Origin of the sequence: Paenibacillus sp. PastF-3 (assembly GCF_029893135.1) — a bacterium.
Taxonomy (GTDB): Bacteria; Bacillota; Bacilli; order Paenibacillales; family Paenibacillaceae; genus Paenibacillus_AQ; species Paenibacillus_AQ nitricinens.
In genome coordinates, this window is sequence record NZ_JARXWM010000006.1 from 132797 (window position 1) to 153061 (window position 20265).

14 protein-coding genes are annotated in these 20265 nt (G+C 44.7%); all 14 read right to left on the minus strand.

From position 1 onward, the window contains the following. Positions 1–7 precede the first annotated feature (7 nt). The gene (flgM, locus tag M2444_RS14070; RefSeq protein WP_042192418.1) at positions 8–292 is read right to left on the minus strand and encodes a flagellar biosynthesis anti-sigma factor FlgM; all 285 of its coding nucleotides are present in this window, start codon (positions 290–292) and stop codon (positions 8–10) included. Positions 293–394: 102 nt separating this feature from the next. Beyond that, complete coding sequence (locus M2444_RS14075; RefSeq protein ID WP_280787281.1) at positions 395–805, minus strand: TIGR03826 family flagellar region protein; 411 nt, start codon at positions 803–805, stop codon at positions 395–397. Positions 806–973: 168 nt separating this feature from the next. Continuing rightward, entirely contained in the window at positions 974–1792 is an 819-nt protein-coding gene (locus M2444_RS14080) for a ComF family protein (protein WP_280787282.1), read from the minus strand. Continuing rightward, a complete protein-coding gene (locus M2444_RS33560) occupies positions 1789–3804 on the minus strand; it encodes an ATP-dependent helicase ComFA (protein WP_280787283.1) in 2016 nt (671 codons plus the stop codon). Before M2444_RS33560 ends, M2444_RS14080 begins: the two co-directional genes overlap by 4 nt. A 133-nt stretch (positions 3805–3937) precedes the next feature. Then, complete coding sequence (locus M2444_RS14090; protein WP_094871889.1) at positions 3938–4384, minus strand: glycosyltransferase family A protein; 447 nt, start codon at positions 4382–4384, stop codon at positions 3938–3940. A 237-nt stretch (positions 4385–4621) separates the two neighbouring features. Further along, positions 4622–5344, minus strand: coding sequence for a response regulator (locus M2444_RS14095; protein WP_042131342.1), 723 nt, complete (start codon positions 5342–5344; stop codon positions 4622–4624). 4 nt (positions 5345–5348) lie between these two features. Then, positions 5349–6509, minus strand: a complete 1161-nt coding sequence (locus M2444_RS14100; RefSeq protein ID WP_042192427.1) for a sensor histidine kinase — start codon at positions 6507–6509, stop codon at positions 5349–5351. 57 nt (positions 6510–6566) lie between these two features. Continuing rightward, a complete protein-coding gene (locus tag M2444_RS14105; protein WP_280787284.1) occupies positions 6567–9296 on the minus strand; it encodes a stalk domain-containing protein in 2730 nt (909 codons plus the stop codon). 228 nt (positions 9297–9524) lie between these two features. Next, a complete protein-coding gene (locus tag M2444_RS14110) occupies positions 9525–13565 on the minus strand; it encodes an Ig-like domain-containing protein (protein ID WP_280787285.1) in 4041 nt (1346 codons plus the stop codon). 203 nt (positions 13566–13768) lie between these two features. Next, positions 13769–14971: a methionine adenosyltransferase gene (gene metK / locus M2444_RS14115; protein WP_280787286.1), complete on the minus strand. Its 1203-nt coding sequence runs from the start codon at positions 14969–14971 to the stop codon at positions 13769–13771. A gap of 341 nt (positions 14972–15312) precedes the next feature. After that, the gene (locus tag M2444_RS14120; RefSeq protein ID WP_076285662.1) at positions 15313–15579 is read right to left on the minus strand and encodes an alpha/beta-type small acid-soluble spore protein; all 267 of its coding nucleotides are present in this window, start codon (positions 15577–15579) and stop codon (positions 15313–15315) included. A 153-nt stretch (positions 15580–15732) separates the two neighbouring features. After that, positions 15733–16269: a hypothetical protein gene (locus M2444_RS14125; protein ID WP_280787287.1), complete on the minus strand. Its 537-nt coding sequence runs from the start codon at positions 16267–16269 to the stop codon at positions 15733–15735. Between the two features lie 86 nt (positions 16270–16355). Further along, complete coding sequence (locus M2444_RS14130) at positions 16356–19100, minus strand: Ig-like domain-containing domain (protein WP_280787288.1); 2745 nt, start codon at positions 19098–19100, stop codon at positions 16356–16358. A gap of 750 nt (positions 19101–19850) precedes the next feature. Further along, on the minus strand, positions 19851–20192 hold the full coding sequence (locus M2444_RS14135) for a hypothetical protein (RefSeq protein ID WP_042131350.1): 342 nt from the start codon (positions 20190–20192) through the stop codon (positions 19851–19853). Positions 20193–20265: the final 73 nt, after the last annotated feature.

A 20265-nucleotide genomic window follows, 5' to 3' on the forward strand; every position in this document is an offset into this window, starting at 1 on the left:
GTTTCACCTAATTCTCGGAGGATTGCTTAAAGTAAGGGGCGAGTTTCTCTGCTAGCTTAGCTGCATCTACTTGATAGGTACCTGCGGAGACCTGTTGCTTCAAACTGTCGATCTTAAGTGCACGTTCAGCATCATTACCAGAATTCTGTGCTTGCAAGAGCTGAATTGCTTCATCAGAAATCGAAACCTCATCCTTGCGTGAACTTTTCTTCATTTGTTCCTGCCTTTGCGCATCCGCGCTGCGTTGATACGGATTCATCGCGTTAATTCGTCCGGTCTCGTTAATTTTCATAACTTCACCTTCCTCCTAATATAAAAAAGCCGATAATCTTTACTAAGTTTATCGGCGTAGACTGAAACATACTTTATAGCTGCAAACGTTTTTTTGCAGATTTTATAGCTCACGCAACTTGTCTATGGCACGATATGCGCCGTCTGTTGTCTTTTTGGTAGTATCCTCAGCAGCATTATCCTTGGCGGCATTGGTGAGATCCTTTCTAAGCCGAGTACGGCAGCTATCACACATATGCCCATCGCGAATCAGTGTTCCACACACCTCGCAGGGATACATCATATTAGGAGCATTTGCTATAGATATCCGGCCCTCTCGAATAAAGCGAGTGATCTCCTTAATCGAAATCCCCGTAGCATCGGACAGCTCTTGAATGTTGGTTCCTTTGTTCTCCCGCAAATAATCGACGCAGATCTCATATTCATGCTCCAGCTCTTTGATGCAGGGCTGGCACAACCCCATAAGATTCTTAACAAACAACCGGCCGCACCTTGGACAATTGTCTAGATTCATAACAAGCAGCCGCTCCTCTCCGTACATTCTGTACAATGCATAATATCCTTATGCTCCTAGATTACATGATTGCAAAGAATTCGTCTATGGGACGGAAGAAACGCTATTACGGGCATGGATCTCTTCAAAAAGTGAATGGGCTGTTCACAATCATGCATTTCGCTCTCCTCAGGAACGTGCCCAAGTTAGGCTATATACCTCTATCGTATAACCATAATCTAAACCTATTTGTTGAATGATCTCAGCGCATGCACGAATGGTACTGCCCGTTGTATAAATATCATCAACAATAATAATCCGAACAGGACGATTTAGAGGTACCTCCCGTTTCATCAAATCCGCAAACTGTGTTGTTACTGCCGGATTCTCCGCAAAAGCGTGCTTCATATCCGCTAGTCGTTCCGCCCGGCTCTTAAAGCTTTGCTTTCCCGTATGATGTGTACGGATTAGCAGTGGAAGCTGTTGAACCTTTCTACGTCTAGACAGCACATCCGCCAATCTTTCTGCTTGATTAAACCCCCGCTCCATAAGCCGGGAATCACTGACAGGCACTGGCACTAACAAATCAGCAGACCAAGAGCGATGGATGATGGATGGTTCTCGGGATAAAAGAGTGCTCTGCTTCTCTTTTTTTAGGGTTAGATAGGCTCTATCCAGCATAAGGCCAAGTAAAAGGGCATATCGTTCATTTCCGCGATATTTATACTGACCTAGCCATTCTCGCATATCACTATTGTAAGCAACTGCACTCCTGTTACAAATAATCGGTGATGGTTCGGTGCTGCGGGTACAGTCAGGACAGCCCACATGCCGACCACATTTCAAGCAACGCGGGGAACGTATCCATGGAATAGATTCTGCGCAAATCCTGCAAACTCCAGGAAATGGTGAAGATCCAGAGATGCGCTTGCCGCAGGTTAAACATGGAGATGCCGAGGGGGAGAAGAGTGACTGAGCTTTGGTTAACCATGAGAACATAGCACTCATGTCGGCGTCTCCTTACTAATAAATCCTTTGCTACGAGCGATTTTGTTCATAGTACGGATCTGAGAGATCGCTCCGCGCTGAGATCGGGTCCACTGTGGAGAGGCGAATACAACACGCCCAGCAGGATCATCTTTAGATCGCCCGGCACGTCCCGCCATCTGAACCAATGAGGCTTCGTCAAAAAGATCACTGTCTGCATCTAAAATAAATACATCGCTGCGTGGTACTGTAACTCCACGTTCCAGGATAGTAGTCGTTACTAACAAGGAAACAGCGCGGTTACGAAAAGCAATTACTTTTTCTGCCCGGGATGGATCTTTGGAGGAAGTCCCCTCGATAACTACGCCGGGAAAGCTCCGGCGAAGCAGAGCCAGCAACCCGTCAATATGAGCGATACGAGAAATAAAACAAAAGATTTGCGCCTTGCGCTCGAGCGACTTACGAAGCGTATGTACGAGAGATCTAGGTAAATTCCCACGCTTTAGGCATGTATGAACGGATGTCATGGTCAAATGCTGCGGTACAGGCAAAGGATGACCATGGAAGCGAACAGGTACTCTGGCATGTGGAAGTCTACCTGAGCGTACCAACCGCTGCATTTCTTGTGGTGGTGTGGCTGATAAGTAGATAAAAGAGCCATCTACCTTACAGGCTTCTTCAGCGGCATAAGCCAGCATAGGATCATTGTGATAAGGAAATGCGTCCAGCTCGTCTATGATAACGAGATCAAAGGCTCGATGGAAGCGCAGCAGCTGATGGGTGGTCGCGAGCGTCAAGCGACCACTCACCCAGCGTTCTGTGCTGCCGCCGTAAAGCACGGCGAGAGTCTCCGCCGGGAAAGCTTTGGCGAGCCGCGGAGCGAGCTCAAGTACGACGTCGCGGCGCGGCGTCGCTACGAGCGCCCGCCCACCGGCGGCGAGCACGGCCTCTAGGAGCGGGAAGATCATCTCTGTCTTCCCGGCTCCCGTCACCGCCCAGAGCAGGAACCGCTCTGGGCACGAATTGGCGGAGCGCTCACGCCGCTCCGCCAGAAAACCCAGCGCAGCGCCAGCGGCTCCCGCCTGCGCTGGGCTAAGCCCCCACCGGCCTGCGGCCGCGGTGGGGTCAAGGGCGGCCGTGCACCGCACGGCCGAAAGCGCTGCACTGCGCAGCAGCAGCGCACAAGCCCGGCTGCGCCCAAGTGCGAGGCAGGCCTCGCAATAGGCGCAGCCCATAAGGCCGCACGCGGCGCATGCCGTGCGGCCGGTGGGGGCGCTGCCGCAGCGCAGGCAGCGCGAAACGGCGCGGCGGGCGACAGCGCCGCGCCACCACACGTGCGGCAGACTAGCCGCCGCACGCGCTAGAGCGCCAGCACCCGCAGGGAGCTGGCGGGCCCACGCCCCAAGCGTAGCCGGGGCGTGACTACCAACGGCGGCGGCAAACGTAAGCCGCCCCTGCAAATGCGCCAGTTGTGCCGCCTGGCGCCAACGACCTGTCAGCTCTGGCAATCCTTCTGCCAGCAGCGCTTCTATTTCCGGCTGCAGTAAAGAGCGGCCGGCCACCGCCCACGATAGTTGTTCTGCTTCCGATTCAAGTAAAGCATAATCGAGATCATTTCCTCCGCAATAATTTCCTCCTTCATTGTTCTTCTTATCCTGTTCAATAAAAATCTTTCTTAGTTCAGAAACCCGCCATAGCGATACCCCATCATTAGGCCACCCTTCCTTTCCCATTCCTCCCGCTTCCCTTTCCTCCCTCAACTCAGGCTCAAGAACAGTGCTTACGTATTCACCCCATTCCTTAGCTCCCCAGTTCCTCATTCCATCTCTTGGTTTAAAATAATCGCGCAGCTTCACCGCCCATCCCAGTGGCAGCGCAGGAGATAATAAAACCAGCTTGTCCTCCGTTATTAAGCCCCTACCTTGACTCTCTGATCCAGCCCCAGACCACCACCATACATCTACTGTAAGATCTAAAGAAATCCAAACACTCCAGATCCCTCTACATTCCAAGACATACACACCCACTCGCATAAAAACCGCCTCCTTAACTCTTAACTCTCACCATTAGTCGCTTTTGCCCACTCCACTTTCCCTGCCTCAAACGCAAAAAGCACACTCCCCCATTTCTTGGAGAGTGTGCTTCACCCGTTACTCACATATTCACTTAAAATCTGTCGCGCTTTGATTCGCATCCCCTACTTCCTGCCATCCCCATAAAGGGCAACGAAACAGATTGCCCTGACAACCGCAAGTCTACCACAATCCCTTGTTGCTGAAGCTCTTCTTCACTCATCTGAAAAGTGTACGTAGATGTTGCAAGATCGATAGAGCAGCCACTATCAGCCAGCCTGGAAACAATTCCAAGGGTTCCATCGCTCGAGCCATCATCCATGAACGTTACTCGAAATCGTTTTCCGGTTAAAAATGCTTGAAATGTCAGCGTCCGAATGTACCATTCCACAACAGATGCATGATTGCGAGTAATCAAAATATAATGAATCCATTTCACGGACTGCGGTGTCTGCCGCACCTTCTGCCGATTATGCAGCATATGAATAATCACTGCAGCGGATACATAAACAGCCGCAATCCATATCAACTGGGCTACCATGGAGATGCACCTCCTCTGTATACCAACACTATATGCCGGCTTTAAAAGGTCGGTGACTGCCCAGCGTTCCTATCAAGCATATACGCCTTCGGCGTCCTTGGAAGGACGGTAAGCGTTTAAGCGAGAAATATAAGACATAAAGTATGGTGTGAAACTTATACTTTCTTATATTTCAGAGGAACAAGCTGTGCTCTCCTTGATTTCATTCCTATATGTACCGTAAATCTGTAAATTTTTTTATAAAGTTACCCAACCATACTTGATCGAGTTGATTACTGCTTGGGTACGATCATCCACTTCCATTTTTTGCAAAATACTGCTAACATGGTTTTTGACCGTTTTTTCACTAATAAACAAATACTCACCGATCATTTTGTTACTCTTACCTTCCGCCATCAACCGCAGTACTTCTGCTTCACGACGTGTTAGAGGATTGTTGTCACCGGCCACAAACTTAACACCGGCTTCCTTCACTACCGTATCTGCAGCTACGCCAGTCTCATTAAGGTAAGTCATGCGCCGCAATTGATTGATTAGCTTTCCGGTAACCTTTGGATGAATAAAAGCGTGACCCTCACAGACCGAACGGATCGCATTAATAAGGGACTCGGCCTCCATATCCTTCAATAAGTAACCATTAGCGCCCTTACGAAGGGTTTCAAACACATAACTCTCATCATCATGAATCGATAAAATAATTACCTTAACCTCCGGGAACATTTCCCGCAGTTTTTGAGTGGCCTCCACGCCATTCTCAATAGGCATATTAATATCCATTAGTACGATGTCTGGTTTAGTTCCGTTACAGAACTCTAATACCTGGATACCGTCACCACATTCACCGATGACTTCGATATCCTCCTCCATGTTCAAAATACGTTTCAGCCCTTCACGAAAAAGCTGATGATCATCCGCCAAAAGAACTTTAATGGGCGTTTTAGTAGAGTTTAAGTTCTCCATCACATTACTCCTTCCCTTTCTCCACGTTCGTCGGAATGTGGATCACGATTGTTGTCCCCTGATTCTCGGCTGATATGATTTCCATTCTGCCTTCAAGCAGCTCTACACGTTCCCGCATACCTACTAGCCCGAAGCTTTCACGATTGCCCTGCGGATTTTTTAATTTCTGCACATTAAAACCTAATCCATTATCCTTAATCACAATCTTAATTAACTGCGCTTGGTAAGTAATCTCTACCAATACGAAACTCGGGTAGGCATGTTTAGCAGCATTAGACAAAGCTTCCTGGACCAATCGGTATACCGCTGCCTCCATGGCTGAAGATAGTCGATGTTCCTGACCTCTGGTTTCCAAGGTCGTCCTCAGCTTCGTCTTCTCCTCAAAATCATGCACATATTTCCGCAAAGTCGGAATCAATCCCAAATCATCGAGAGCCATCGGTCGTAAATTAAAGATGACCTTACGCATTTCTTCCAGGCTGTATCGAACCTGTCCTTTCAAATCTATTACTTCGTCCTGCACTAACCCAAATTCCTGCTTTACCAGCATTCTTTCTACAATTTCCGTCCTAAGGACTAGATTCGCCAGCATTTGAGCAGGACCATCATGAATTTCCCGGGCAATTCTCTTCCGTTCTTCCTCTTGAGCCAGGATTATCTTGAGTCCTATCATCTGTCTGTTCTTGGCAGATTCGACAATTCTCGTCACCTGACCTAGTTCTCCCGACAAATATTCGAGCACTACGCTCATTTGCGAACCAATTGACTCTGCACGTTCTACAGAATTTTCGACACTGCGCACTCGCATTTGTAATTCATCACGTCTTGATCGAAGATAAACCTCTCGCTCACGCGTCATCATGAGTTCGAGCTGTAGCTCCGTAGCCTTCTCATAGGCAATACGGATATCCTTCTCGGAGTAGCGGACAAAGTCCCGGCTGACCTCTGTCAGCCGGATTCTGGAGCGATGATACTGCAGCTCCAGCTTGTCTACTTTTTTCAATGTCTCATCCGTTTCGTCCATGACCCGCTGCAGTTCTTTGTTGAGTGCAGCAAGTTCATCACGCGCAACCTGCAATATTTCAAAAATCTGATACTTGCTGCTCTCCATCACGTCGATGGTATTTTTAATGACGCGATCAATCGCATCGGTTTGAAATTCCACGGATGCTTGCCCCTTTTCTATCGAATCGTTTTAAAGGTTTTCCTTTATATTAACATATCACGATTCGATAGTTACGGTCTTCGTTTTCTGTTCCCATTTTACAGTTAATCCTAGCTGTTCAGAAACTAGTCTTAACGGTACTAAAGTCCTACCTTGTAAAATGATTGGTGCTACTTCAGCACTCTGACGTTTACCGTTCAGCAGATATTCCTTTTTATTTACGGTAAGATCCAGTGCCTTGGCTCCGCGTAATACCATGATCTTCTTATTCACCTGATCCCAAGTAGCGCTGCCTCCGAAAGCATCAAGGACATACCGAATTGGCACATAAGTACTGCCGTCTTTAACAATTGGGGCTACATCAATAGCTTTCTTTGTTCCGTTTACGGTCATTGCTTTCGAGCCAATGCTCATGGAAGCCGTACCTTTCGGTAAGCCTGCATCACTAGAAAGCGATGGCATTGTAAACTTGATATTATCAACGGCAACTGTACCCGTCTTCGCCCGTTCATCTTGGCCTTCCTCTACGTTGACTACATAGAGTCTCTTCAGCGTTGCTGGGAATTTAATGCCTGAGCCTGACAAGTCAATGTTAATGTTCTTCCAACCATTCCAATCGATGATCTTCGCAAGATCCACATAAGCTGTAGCTCCACTGTTGTCTACAAATTCAGCACGCAGCCAATTCAAGCTCATATCGCCCATCACATCAACCGACATCGAAGTTGCAAGCGCTGGAACTGTTTTTCCGCTTGTACCATTAAGCTGAGCATAAGCATACATTTTGCCGCTGCCAGCCGTCATATCATAACTGAGTGACAGCACCTTGGACCCTACTCTTTCAGCCGTTCCATCCACTATTGTTGCAGTACCCTGTACCGCTGGAACATTGGTAGTAAAGTCGATTGGATAGCTTACCTTCTCGAAATCTTCCCATGTTGTAGCTGCTGCTGTTGATAATACAACCACTGCACTAAATCCATCATAACGGGCAATAGCATAACCTGTAGTAACCCCTGCATCCACAGCGTTTACAGTAAGCTTGCCATCTTTCACGGCTCCCTTAAAGCCTACAAACTCCCACTTCAATGCTGAATCCGGAACATTGATAGTTGTTCCACTCTTCGTTGCCGCTGTAACAGGGACAGACACAGTATTACCGGCTGTCAGTGGCGCTGTAGCTGTTCCTACACTCATACTGGATAGATCATTACCACCTAGAACTGTAACAGTTGTAGAGGCGCTTGCGGCACCGCTTTTAGCCGTTAAGGTTACGGTACCTGGCTTCACTGCCGTTACTTCACCTGCACTTACAGTCGCGCTTCCGCCGCTTGATACCCAAGTAGGATTACCTGCTGCTACATCAATAGGGTTGTAGTAAGTGTCATAACCTTTTAAAGAATACGTTGCCTTTTGTCCAACCAGCAGTGCGGAACTTCCGCTAATTTTGATTCCTTTCACTTCACCTTGCGGTGCGTTAGTGTAGACACCAAGCCCGTTAACGATGTTACGCTGCTCTGTGCCATACTCTGTATTAAAAGTGAGTGTAGTAGAGGTTTCACCGAGGGGCCGGTCTACCATCGTTGTAGAGCCGCCTCCATCGAGATTAAGACCTTTCCAGACTCCGATATTGGTCATAAATGATTGCAATTCGGTTAAAGACATCCCTGAACTATTACCATTTTTCTCAGCAGCTATGATATATACATAACGTCCGTCTTGAGAATATCCTAAAGCTGTGCGTGCACGATAGCCTCCAATGCTGCTAGTAGAACGAGAGAACGTTGCTGCTTTTCCGTTATTTACTAGAATCGTATGTCCGCCGATCATGGTTTGCAGATTCGCAGGGTCTAGCGATTGCTGTGTAGTCTTAGATTTCAGGGAATACACACTTGTTACAGGTTGTCCTACCGTCAAATGGGCAGTAACATATCGTGCGGCTAAGCCATGTGCCCGCAAAATATAAGCTCCCTTTGGAACCGCCGTAGGGAGTGCAGCATTTTCTGAAATTTGAGTAACTACACCATTCTCAACAAGTACCTCTGTTGGAGTGGTAGAGCTATTTTTAGGGCGGTCGAGTGCAGTCCATACATCTGTGTAGATATACATAGCATTAGCATGACTATAAGTCGAGCTTCCGCCTTCAGGGCTATAAGCACCTTTATTGATACCGGAGATCTCAAACTGTGCGCCATCTGGCGCGGTTACCATCCCCTCAAAACTGTACTCGTCAATAATAGGTTTGCGGTCTTTTGTCACTGCAAAGGCATACATTCCATCCAATTGTGAAGGGGTAGACACCAGTACTCCACCTGATACTTGTCCACCAATAGGAGCACCCTCTCCACCGGTATTAAAATAATCGCCATTTACTGCCGCCACGGCTCCAGTTTCCTTGGCCATTCCGCCTGTACTTTGCCGAGTAGTCAGGTTTCCACCTTTTCCAGTCATCACATCTAAAGAAACGTATGGATTGTTAAGATCTATACGAATGACATCCGCAAGCCCAGAAGCACTCGCCCCAGAACGTGTAGTAGTATATTTATATTTCATCATAATGGCGCCCGAAGTAATCACTTCTTCTCCCAGCTTACTTACTTTAAAAGGAGCTGTGGCTGCAGCTGCAATTGGTGCAGACCCCTGACCAAACAGCATCATACCTTCACTGCCGATTACCGGCATAATCCATAACACACCAGCCAATGAAGCAGCAATCCACTTTTTAGTGGAAGATAATCTTATTCCCCGTACAACCTCGCTACTCTTCTTCTCCAAAACTTCATTCATTTCAACGTAACTCTCCCATCTCTTTTGTACTCTATCAGTCCGTATCAGTGTCTGGAAACTGGTTCCTATTTTTCTAGTACTCTTTTAATAGACTGAAAATAAGCCAAAAAGTTGCGAAGTTGAGAGATTTCAAGCTTTATAGAGTCAAAACTGTCATTATTAAACGACAAAAAAAGCCCGGTATATTTACCGGACTTTACCAATTGTTTCATTGTTTATGAGAGTTGCTTACAAGTAATCTGCCTGTTTCAACATCCGCTGCAGCATCACAGCAGCTTGAGCACGTGTGGCATTTCCTTGGGGCTGGAATTCACTTGTTGTCATGCCCAGAATAATGCCAGATTGCACTGCCTTTGCGACGAACTCAGCGCTTTGATTCTGAATCTTCGACTTATCCTTGAATTTTGCAAGTGTTGAGGCAGAAGTGCCGCTTAGCGTAATCGGATGATTGGTATATTCCATCGCACGAATCATCATAATCGCCATCTGTTCACGTGTTATATTATCATTCGGACGGAAGGTCCCATCCGTATTCCCTGTAATAATACCGGCTTTAGCCGCTGCGCCAATATAGTCTCCAGTTTGTGTGGAAGGCTGCACATCCCGGAAGCGCTGTGCGGTCTCACGATCGCCCAGCAAACCTAGACCTCGACTGAGCATAATAGCAAACTCAGCACGGGTAATTTTTTTCTCCGGATTAAACGCACTACCGTAGCTGCTATCAATAATATTCTTTGCGTTAAGCTCAGCTACGATCGCATTACTCCAATGCTTACTCATATCCGTGAAGGCTCTGGTGGACAAGAAAGTCCCTAATATCTGATTGCCAGCGGTACGAGCACGGATAACTGTATAGTTGCCAACCGTACTGATTTTTGTAGGGAGATAAGCTGCATCGTAATAGGAAAGGTCTAATCTGGCCGCAGATGTCTGCGCACTATTCAATGAAGCAGTAGTCCGTACGGTATATTCTCCAGGTACATTCAGTGCCTTGGCATTTGAATAATTACCGCTAACGATCGCCGTCACCCGAACATCCATAAGGCTAGTAATAGTTCGCATACCCATTGTTTGCAGCTTTTGCTCAAAAGGTGTAAATGTACCTGCTGGGACTTTATCCAAGCGGAACACGAGCGAGATATTTTTACTATCCGAGATCAGGCTACTCGCCAGCCCATTCATATCAATATCATCGAGCCCTACGCTAAATAGGTTATCTCCATGACGAATCAAAAACTTAGTATTTTTATTACGGTTCACTGCGTCTAGTAATGGTTTTAAAGGAACAGTCACAAAAGCTGCTTGCTCCGTGGAAGGAACCTCAAATGCCAATACATCATTATTCATCTTATACAGATATTCATAACTGGCAGCTATTCGATCTGCGTTTAAAGTATATCTTTTTACAGATTGATTATATACAGAACGATCATCCACAATTTGCGAGGAATCGCTCTTTAATAGTGCATACTCTTTTCCAAACTCACTCGTTGCAAGTGTTCCTAGGTAGGATGGACGATTTCCAGTTCCACTGGTCACGCCAGTTAGATTCTGAACTGATAAAGCTGAGAATGAGGATAGTGTATTCCCACTCAAATCCTTAATCGTCCCGGTACCAGACATATAGGACAAGTCCACTGTTTGACCGGTCTTTACAACCGAGGATAACGTTATTTTTAGAATATTGCCTGAGATATAGTAGGATTGCACGCCCAAGCTGCTGCCATCTGCTCTAACTCCAAACTGGTTCGCGTAGAGGGAACCGGATGCCTGCATATTCTTTGCAAAAGTAACTGTTAACTCGTCACCTGAAACGGTCGCTGAATTAATCTCCGGTATAGTAGTGCCGCTGTTTTCTGAGATGGATACAGGCTGCAGGTTAATATACGCCGCTCGGTTTCCATTCAAATCACTTATCCCGGCAGAACCCGGCACATATGATATAGTCACATTCTGATTAACCGCGAGCGCTGTCTGAAGCGTTAAAGTGACCTGAGTGCCGCTGACCGATACATTAGTCACATAATTAGGCGTGCTGCCCACTAACACAGAGAATTGGCTATTCAGCGGGAGATTGGTTGTAGACAAGCCTTCATTATAATTCAGAATGATTTTAGTACCGCCTCCGGTTGCACTTTGAAACACTGGCGCAATCGTATCGTTACTGTTACGGATATTAAAATCAGTAAAGTCCGCAATATTTTGTCCATAAGAATTCAGCAAAGGATACGAACCTGCATAGTAGGACACCCGAACGTTCTGTCCATTCGATGCTTCACTGCCCAATGTTAAATATACTGTATTGCCACTGGAACTGATCGAGTTGACCCCGAGTGAGCTTCCATCTGCTGTCACTAGGAACTGGTTATGAGCGTAATAAGAAACCGGTTTTAGTGTATCGTTAAAATTTAACACTACGGATCTTCCCGTGATTCTCCCATCTTTAGGTGTCGGCATGGAGGACTCAATGGAGTTCGTGATCTGTTTAGAGCTAAAAGTGCTCGCTGCATTTCCGCTTGGATCCTGAATCGTCCGCAGTCCGCCATTATAGCTGACCTTAACAATCTGCCCAACAGCTACACCTGTACTCAGCACCAGATAAGCGCTGTCTCCCTGAATATAGACGCTTTCAATCGCTCGATTCTCGTCATTCACCGTAACTCCAAAGCTTGAGGTCAACAGCGCTATGGACGAATTGAGAGACTCATTATATTTCAGACGAATGGTTCGGTTGTTCTCAAGCTGTGCAGATGTGAGCTGTGGAGCAGTTTTGTCCAAAGACAAGGTCTTGAAGCTCCATGAATTCTTACCACTTAATCCGTCATATAGAACGTTGGCATCACTTGCATCTACAAAAGCCCCTTTAGCGATATCAATGTAATAAGTTGAATCACTATCTAACGCTACGGAAGGTGTGATGATATATTCTTTAGCTGTAGTGGTACTCCGGGTAACGTTAACCGGCACCTGAGATCCTCCGTTTTTATATAGAGCCACACCATTGGCCACTGCACTGTTGTAATTCACATCCCGATTAAAAGCGATCGAAAAGGATCTGTTGTTAGCAATAGATTCACTTCGATCAGATGGATTCAAAGCACTTACGCCAAGTCCAGTCAAAGATACCGTTGTGAAGGTCCAAGTGTACGGTCCCGAGGCAGGAAATACATTTCCATCTTGATCATAAAAAGCACCTTGGGGGATCGTAACTGTATATTGCGTGCCGTTTAGCAGAGGTGAGGCTGATGACGCTGGATTCAATGTTATGGTTCTGCTGCTTCCTCCAGTAACGGCTGGGGAGTTCACATTAAGCCATCTTGTTCTAGCATCGTTAGCTGCCCCTGGGGACACCGTAATTACACCAGATGCAGGCATCATAGGACGGTCAAAAGTGAGCTGTAGCGCTCCTGTGGTAGATATACCACCTGCACCGTTAGCCGGTGATGGAGTCATCGGAATTTCAGCTACACCTTTTGTAGAGAAACTCCATACATTGCCGCTAGAAATACCAGAGAACGTTCTATTATCAGCATCCTTAAAAGCGTAGACATCAATAAGAACATAGTAATTCCCTCCGGCTGCCAATGCTTTCTCCAACGTTAATTTAACTGTAGTAGAGTTAGCATCAGTCATAACGTTAACTCTAGTGTCATCATCCTTTGTTCTGAACTCTTGCACTGTTGTATTATCTACTGAGGACAGGATTCGGATAGAGCCCCCACCTTTTAACAGCTGCTTATTTAGTGTCAGACTAAGTTCCTTTAAACTCCCGGCATCTACTCTTGCATTACTAGCCGGTGAAAAATTGCCTGCCGTGATAGCCGTATTACTCTCAGGAGCGGTGGTAAATGCCCATGAAGTAAGTCCTGATTCATTCCCCTCATTATCCTTGAACAATCCTTTGGGAATTGTGACCGTGTATGCCTTATTCGGAGTGAATTGTTGGTTTGGCCCTAACTTAAGCTCGTAGTCTTTTGAACTACCAATTAAACCATAGCTACCAATAGGAATCGTCACAAAAGGTGTACTATCACCCTGACCCGTGATCGTAATTTCTCCAGCCTGCGGGTTTACTTGACGATCAAAGCTTAGTTTAAGAGATGATCCGATATTTACATAGGTTGCTCCAGGTGCTGGCGACACACTAATGCCAAATTCCGCTGCAGCATGTACTGCCGATATTCCAATTCCGATAGAAGGATACCCTGCTCCAAGTACCAGTTCTCCCGCTAGAAATAGTGCCGTCCATATTGAAATTTTTCTTTTCATGCCGTGATAGACTCCTCTCAAAACCATACTGACGTCTTTATGTATATTCTTATATTTCGGTTAAAGGGCTTACAAAGTTTAGTAGTCTACTTCTCTATGAATAGAATCAATAGCGATTACTGTCCATTCCATAAAAATAGCCCGCAGAGCTGACACTAAGTGCCAACTTGCGGGCTTAACGAATTATAAGAGCATATAATTAACTACAATCCTGCTTGACCTCTGAGTAATTCCGCTTTATCTACGCGTTCCCAAGGAAGATCAACATCAGTCCGTCCAAAATGGCCGTATGCTGCAGTCTGTCTATAGATTGGTTTACGCAAATCAAGCATGGAGATAATACCCGCAGGGCGAAGATCAAAGTTGTTGCTGATCAGTTGAACCATTTTTTCCTCGCTGATTTTACCTGTTCCGTATGTATCCACATTAATCGAGACAGGAGTAGCCACACCGATGGCATAAGCAAGCTGAATCTCACATTTATCAGCTAGACCTGCAGCTACAAGATTCTTCGCCACATAACGAGCTGCATAAGCCGCAGAACGGTCCACTTTAGTTGGATCCTTACCAGAGAATGCGCCGCCGCCGTGACGAGCATATCCGCCATACGTATCAACGATAATCTTCCGTCCAGTCAGACCGGCATCCCCTTGAGGACCACCAATAACAAACCGTCCTGTTGGGTTAATAAAATACTTAGTTTCAGCATCGAGCAGTTCCGCAGGAACAATCGGCATAATTACATGCTCTTTAATATCTGCTTGAATTTGTTCAAGAGAAATTTCTTCCGCATGCTGTGTAGATACTACGATAGCGTCTACGCGTACAGGCTTCTCATCTTGATATTCGATCGTAACTTGTGTCTTCCCGTCCGGACGCAAATATTCCAAGGTTCCGTTCTTACGAACTTCAGATAAGCGACGAGCAATACGGTGAGATAAAGCGATCGGTAACGGCATCAGTTCTGGTGTCTCATTCGTAGCAAAACCAAACATTAAGCCTTGATCACCCGCACCAATATTTGCTGTTTCTTCAGCCAATTGTGCTGGATCACGGTGCTCGAGAGCAGAGTTTACGCCTTGAGCAATATCAGCTGACTGCTCATTAAGTGAGCTCAACACTGCACAAGTATTATAATCGAAACCATATTTTGCACGTGTGTAGCCAATTTCTTTAATGGTATTGCGTACGATGGCAGGAATATCTACATACTCAGATTTGGTACTGATTTCCCCGATCACCAAAACAAGACCAGTTGCTACTGCTACTTCGCAGGCTACACGTGCATTTGGATCATTAGCTAAAAACGCATCCAATACCGCATCGGAAATTTGGTCACAGATTTTATCCGGATGCCCCTCCGTCACGGACTCGGAAGTAAACAAATGACGCCCTTTAATAGACAAGTATAACAACCTCCCTTATGGTTAGTCTGACACTGTATAAGGAGTTCCTTAATAATCACAGGCCAAATTAATAAAAAATATAAAACAAAGAAACTCAGGAGCCTGTTCTTTTTATGAAGGATGATTGCAGTATTTCATATTTATATTCACTAAACTCTTCAAAAAAATGAACCTTTCCCATATGGAAAAGGTCTAAGGCTTTCCTCAAAAGTCATATTATCTTATTTGGGAGGTGGTGTCAATTACTCCGAAGCCCCTCCATCACAGTATAAATATTGATTCTACGGTATTAAAATGAAATATCAGATAGGATTAATAAGAATTCCTTCACCCTGATATTATTAAAGAAGAGACTGTTCTGCTTGCTTAATGAGTCTCTTCGTGATTTCTCCACCAACAGAGCCATTATCTCTTGAGCTAAGATGTCCAAGATACTGGCTACGGCCAGAACCACTACCTCCGATTGCTCCTAATTCAGAAGCAAACTCTGTGTCTGCTCCGCCTCCATAATGCGCTCCATATAAACCAAATTCAGCTGCAATCTCATATTGCATTTGCTTTAGCATTGCCCGACTTTCCGGTACCACTGTACGATTGTTACGTGCCATGTTTCAGCACCTCCTGTGAATTTGTAAGATTACAGGAATATTGTGCGTCCAACATCTACTCTTCAATCGCGCCAATGATTTGTAACTTTGGAAATCAGTTTGCAGGTATGATTAAGTACTTTTACGGGCATTATGAATATATATTATTACAAATTATTTTAGTGTATATCCACCACGAACCATGACAACAAGGCCAAGAGTTTGTCCTGATTGCACAGTAATACCACGACCATCACGAGGGAAAGATAATAAATGGTTAGTCGGTGCAGCTACTCCATTGGCAAGATCCTTACCATCCGTTAAATCAGCAACACCATTTGTATCCTGAGAGTAGATAACTGCTTTACCCGCACGAACGATAAATTCAGCGCCTGCGGAAGCAATTAAGGTTTGTCCTGGTTTTACATCGACAATTACGGATTCATTACTGCTAGTAGTCGGATTTGTTGGAGCTGTTGGAGCTGAGCTAGGACTCGGAGTAGCTGTAGCTACTGGAGCTGTACTTGTACCACCTGTAAGTGCTTTCTGAATCTGCTGATCTACATAGCTTTTGGTAACCACTGGATCATCTGCTGTGCCAGGCTGTGAACCAACACCTGCACCTTCAGCAGTAACATTCAACAGTGACCCAGCCCATACACCACCAGCCAGTAATACAGCAGCTGTTGTTACTTTCCATACCGATTTCAATGAAGTTCCTCCTCTTATGGGGGTAAATGCCTATAAAAAAAGAATAGCCTCCGAAGAGGCTATTCTTGCTTCGTAAAGGAAGCTAATTATCTTACAACTTGTTTGTTACCACTAACAACTTTAAGACCATCTTTGTCGGTGGATTTAGCATCTGCCTTAACTTCAACAGTAAGGGAATCAAGAGTGTTCAAATCAGTGATGTCTTTACCGTCAACACTGATTTGCAACAATACTTTACCTTCTTCGCTACCAGTACCAACAGTCGCTTTTACTCCTACTTTTGCTGATGATGGTTCAGAACCATTCAAACCTACAACGACAACAAAGTCTGTAGGATCAACATTTGTAATTTTATTTGAGAATGTCAATGTCAGGTAAGCAGCATTGCTGTTAATAGCTGCTTCAGTCAATTTAGGAGCAGTTGTGTTCTTAAGTGCTTGAACTAACGAAGCTGAAGCAGTATTTTCCATTCCGTTACCAGCTGCATCAGAGATACCAACAACTTTGAATGTGTAATCTTTAGACTCTGTAATTCCGCCTACTGGAATGAATACTTTCACTTCAGCAGATGTTGGTTTAGTAGCAGTACCTACAACCTTAGTTGGATCAACAACAGCGTAAGAACCAGAAGGTAGAGCAGCACCGTTCAGGACATAGCTGCTAGCATCACGAAGCGAAGCTACATTCAAACCAATGTTATCAGTAGCTGTTACTGTAAATTGGTGGTAACCAGCTTCTGAAGAAGCAGCTGTGTAAACTACAGAAGTAACAGTAGGTCTCTTGTCATCGTTAGTGTTGATTTTTTCAGCTGTAAGAGCAACAGTTGCTGCGTCAGAAGCATTAGCTGTTCTTGCTTTATCTTTCACCAAGCCAGCAGTCAAACGAACTGTGTAGTCTCCGCTCAAAGCACTGTTAGTCTTAATGGTTACTTTTGCACCTTTTACAGTCATATCAGCTTGAGTAATCGCTGGACCAGTAACAGCACCAGTGGATTCATCAATGATGCTAACAGATCCAGTTGCAAGTACTACATCTTCGCTGAAAGTCAGTACAAGACCACTAGTACCATAAGTAGCAGATACTACAGTTGGTTTAGTAGTGTCTTTAACAAAAGTAACTGCTTGAGTCACAGTAGATCCAAGAGTGTTACCCAATGTATCACGTACAGATGCTGCGAATGAAAGTGTACCAGTGAAAGTTCCGGATGATGGGAAGTTGAAGGCACTAGGTACTTGCAATTTAATTGTGTCGCTATCGTCAGTTGTAATAACATTCATGTTACCAACTTTGTCGCCGTCAGCTTTCAGCAAGGAAACATTACCCTTGAAGGATGCAGCGTTAACTTTTTTGTTGAATTTAACTTTTACATAGTTGTCACTCTCAGGAGTAACGCTAACGATCGTTGGAGCAGCTGTATCAGCAACTACAGTTACACTTGTTTTAAGTGTGCTTGCAACGTTGCCAGCAAAGTCAGTAACTTTGTTAAGCACTACATCATTAGCTGTACCAGTTTTCAGTGCAGTATTTGTAGTCAATTTAAATGTATCAGCGGATTCTTTTGATACAGATACAGACGCACCGTTAACAGTAGCAGTAAAGCTGTATTGTTTTACTGGCTCGCTGAATTGTACGAATACTTCTTTAGTAGAATCTTTAGCTACGGCATTGATAGCCTTAACTGTAGGAGCTACTGTATCAGCAACAGTCAACAAAGTAGTGTAAGAAGCAACTTTAGTTCCAGCAGAAGTTAGAACAGCGTCGCTTACTACTACAGTGTATTGACCTTTCAGATAGTCAGTATCAACTTTATCCAAAGTGATAGTCAACTCAGTACCAGCTTCGTTCAAGCTTGCAGCTGCACCAACAACAGTTACAGCAGTTCCGCTTACAGGTACTACCTTAACAGTGTCAGCAAGCAATTTGCCATCTTCAATCACAGAATCAGCGCTAATTACACGGTTGAATTTAACAACCACTTGTTTAGCGTTTGGAGCTTCTACGGAAAGAACCTTAGGAGCTGCCAAAGTTACTTTAGTTGTGTAGTCGTGATTGTTGTGTTTGAAGGAAATTGAAGTTTCAACGCCTTCTACAAGTGCAGTAGTCAAAGTTACAGTAGTAGTAGTTTTGTCAGAGAAAGTTACAACTACGCTAGTTGGGCTTACTGCTTCAGCAGAAGCTACAGTAGGAGCTGCTTTCAATTGATCAACTGCATAAGCTGTTTCAACTACCAAAGAACGGCTAGCGTTAGCTTTGAAGTTAGTGTCTTTAGCAATCAGACCAGCATTGATTACCGCTTGAGCATAACCTTTAGCCCATGCAGATGCAGTGTTGTCAGTTGTAGTTGGTTGTTCCAGTTTCAAAGCGCGGAACAATACAGCCGCTACTTCTTCAACAGTTACTTTACCGTTGTAATCGAAGATACCTTTAACAGTATCTTTACCTTGCATCAAGTTAGCTGCAGTAACAGCTTCGATGTAAGGAACTGCCCAGTTACTAGCGTTGTAACCTTTGTCTTTGTAAGACAATTTGTTAGTTACTTCAGTAAGATCGAACAATTTAGTAACGATCTTCGCGAATTCAGCGCGAGTAAGATCTTTTTCAAGGTGAGCTTGACCATCTGGGTACCCATTGAGAATACCTTTTGCTGCCAAAGCGTCAAATTTTTGTTGCGGAGTTGCTGCTGCGTCACCAAACGCTACAGAGGCAAACATCGAGAATGCCATTGCTGTAGATAATGCTACGGATAAAATTTTCTTCATAACCTTTTTTTCTCCTCCTTGGACGTTCATAAACTTAGATTTTTCTTTAGTTGAGTAGCTCGTGTCACTCATTAGCCGATGCACCCCCTTTCCAGAGTTGAGCAAATTAAGTATAAATAATGTCTGTGACGGGTATCACAGAAACTGGTAAACAATGATCAGGACATGACAATACTAGATTCCTAATTATACCTAAGTATTATACAATGTGCCTCAAGTCACGTAAAGCTAATTTTTCCATTTTGTTAAATTCGCTTTACCACCGGTTAATTTCAACTGCCTGTGTAAATGACTCTACACCTTAAACGCAGAAGATTTGGAAAAGTTGCGGTTTCTCAAAAAAATTCTTTTCTTTTTTTGTTTCCCGGTACAATCCCAATAGAAGATACATATGTATGTTCTACTAACTATTGTTAATCTTGGGTTGCCACGGAAAATAGTATACCATAGTCGTTTTCTAAACGTCATTATGCAATATTTACTAAGTATCATTAACACTAGTGCCATTTATTTAAACATTCCTACAAATTTTGAGTATAAAGGGTCAGAAAGATCTGATTTCTCACATTCACCATAGGTTGTTTATATGGCAGCTCCCCTTCTGACCTACAGCTCATAAAGCTATAACCTAAAAACCTTCGCTTATAGGTTCGATTAAACATGTTCTTTTTTCGGGTCGCCTCCTGGTTCAATGCTTTGATGATTCGTAAGCTGATAGCTACTACTTACCGTCACCATCCGGAGATCCGCTTTATAGATAGTATCATGCTGAACGCAACAAAAAAGCGCCGTTGTCGGCGCTTGCTTCTATTACAGTAGGGTCTAACGAATCTTCATAGATAACTGGATCAATTCCTGACGCTTTTCAGGACTTGAGTTTACATTGTCGTACATTGCATCAATAGCTGCGCGATTCTCGCGGTAGCTCTTTTCATGCTTAATCGTAGTATGAGACCATTCGATAAGGGCATTCTCAGCCACAACAAGCTCGTTGTATGAATCATGGAATCCTGTAGCCTGCACAAGCTCCTCCATGACCTCTTGTGTAATTTCCTGTAGTGCCCGTTTAGCCGCGATTTCCTTCTCTAACACTTTTGCTCTATTCTCAAACATATTCTTGGCTTTCATGTAATCCAACTGTGCTTTTGCTAAAATCGGTTTCATGGTTGGCTTTCACCTTTCAGAAAATAATATTTTCTACGTTATTGTATCGTAAATCTAAGAAGAATACAAAATA

Coding starts and splice junctions, on each gene's coding strand:
- flgM (WP_042192418.1), bottom strand. CDS start 292: ATGAAAATTAACGAGACCGGACGAATTAACGCGATGAATCCGTATCAA.
- M2444_RS14075 (WP_280787281.1), bottom strand. CDS start 805: ATGAATCTAGACAATTGTCCAAGGTGCGGCCGGTTGTTTGTTAAGAAT.
- M2444_RS14080 (WP_280787282.1), bottom strand. CDS start 1,792: ATGAGTGCTATGTTCTCATGGTTAACCAAAGCTCAGTCACTCTTCTCC.
- M2444_RS33560 (WP_280787283.1), bottom strand. CDS start 3,804: ATGCGAGTGGGTGTGTATGTCTTGGAATGTAGAGGGATCTGGAGTGTT.
- M2444_RS14090 (WP_094871889.1), bottom strand. CDS start 4,384: ATGGTAGCCCAGTTGATATGGATTGCGGCTGTTTATGTATCCGCTGCA.
- M2444_RS14095 (WP_042131342.1), bottom strand. CDS start 5,344: ATGGAGAACTTAAACTCTACTAAAACGCCCATTAAAGTTCTTTTGGCG.
- M2444_RS14105 (WP_280787284.1), bottom strand. CDS start 9,296: ATGAATGAAGTTTTGGAGAAGAAGAGTAGCGAGGTTGTACGGGGAATA.
- M2444_RS14110 (WP_280787285.1), bottom strand. CDS start 13,565: ATGAAAAGAAAAATTTCAATATGGACGGCACTATTTCTAGCGGGAGAA.
- M2444_RS14120 (WP_076285662.1), bottom strand. CDS start 15,579: ATGGCACGTAACAATCGTACAGTGGTACCGGAAAGTCGGGCAATGCTA.
- M2444_RS14130 (WP_280787288.1), bottom strand. CDS start 19,100: ATGAGTGACACGAGCTACTCAACTAAAGAAAAATCTAAGTTTATGAAC.
- M2444_RS14135 (WP_042131350.1), bottom strand. CDS start 20,192: ATGAAACCGATTTTAGCAAAAGCACAGTTGGATTACATGAAAGCCAAG.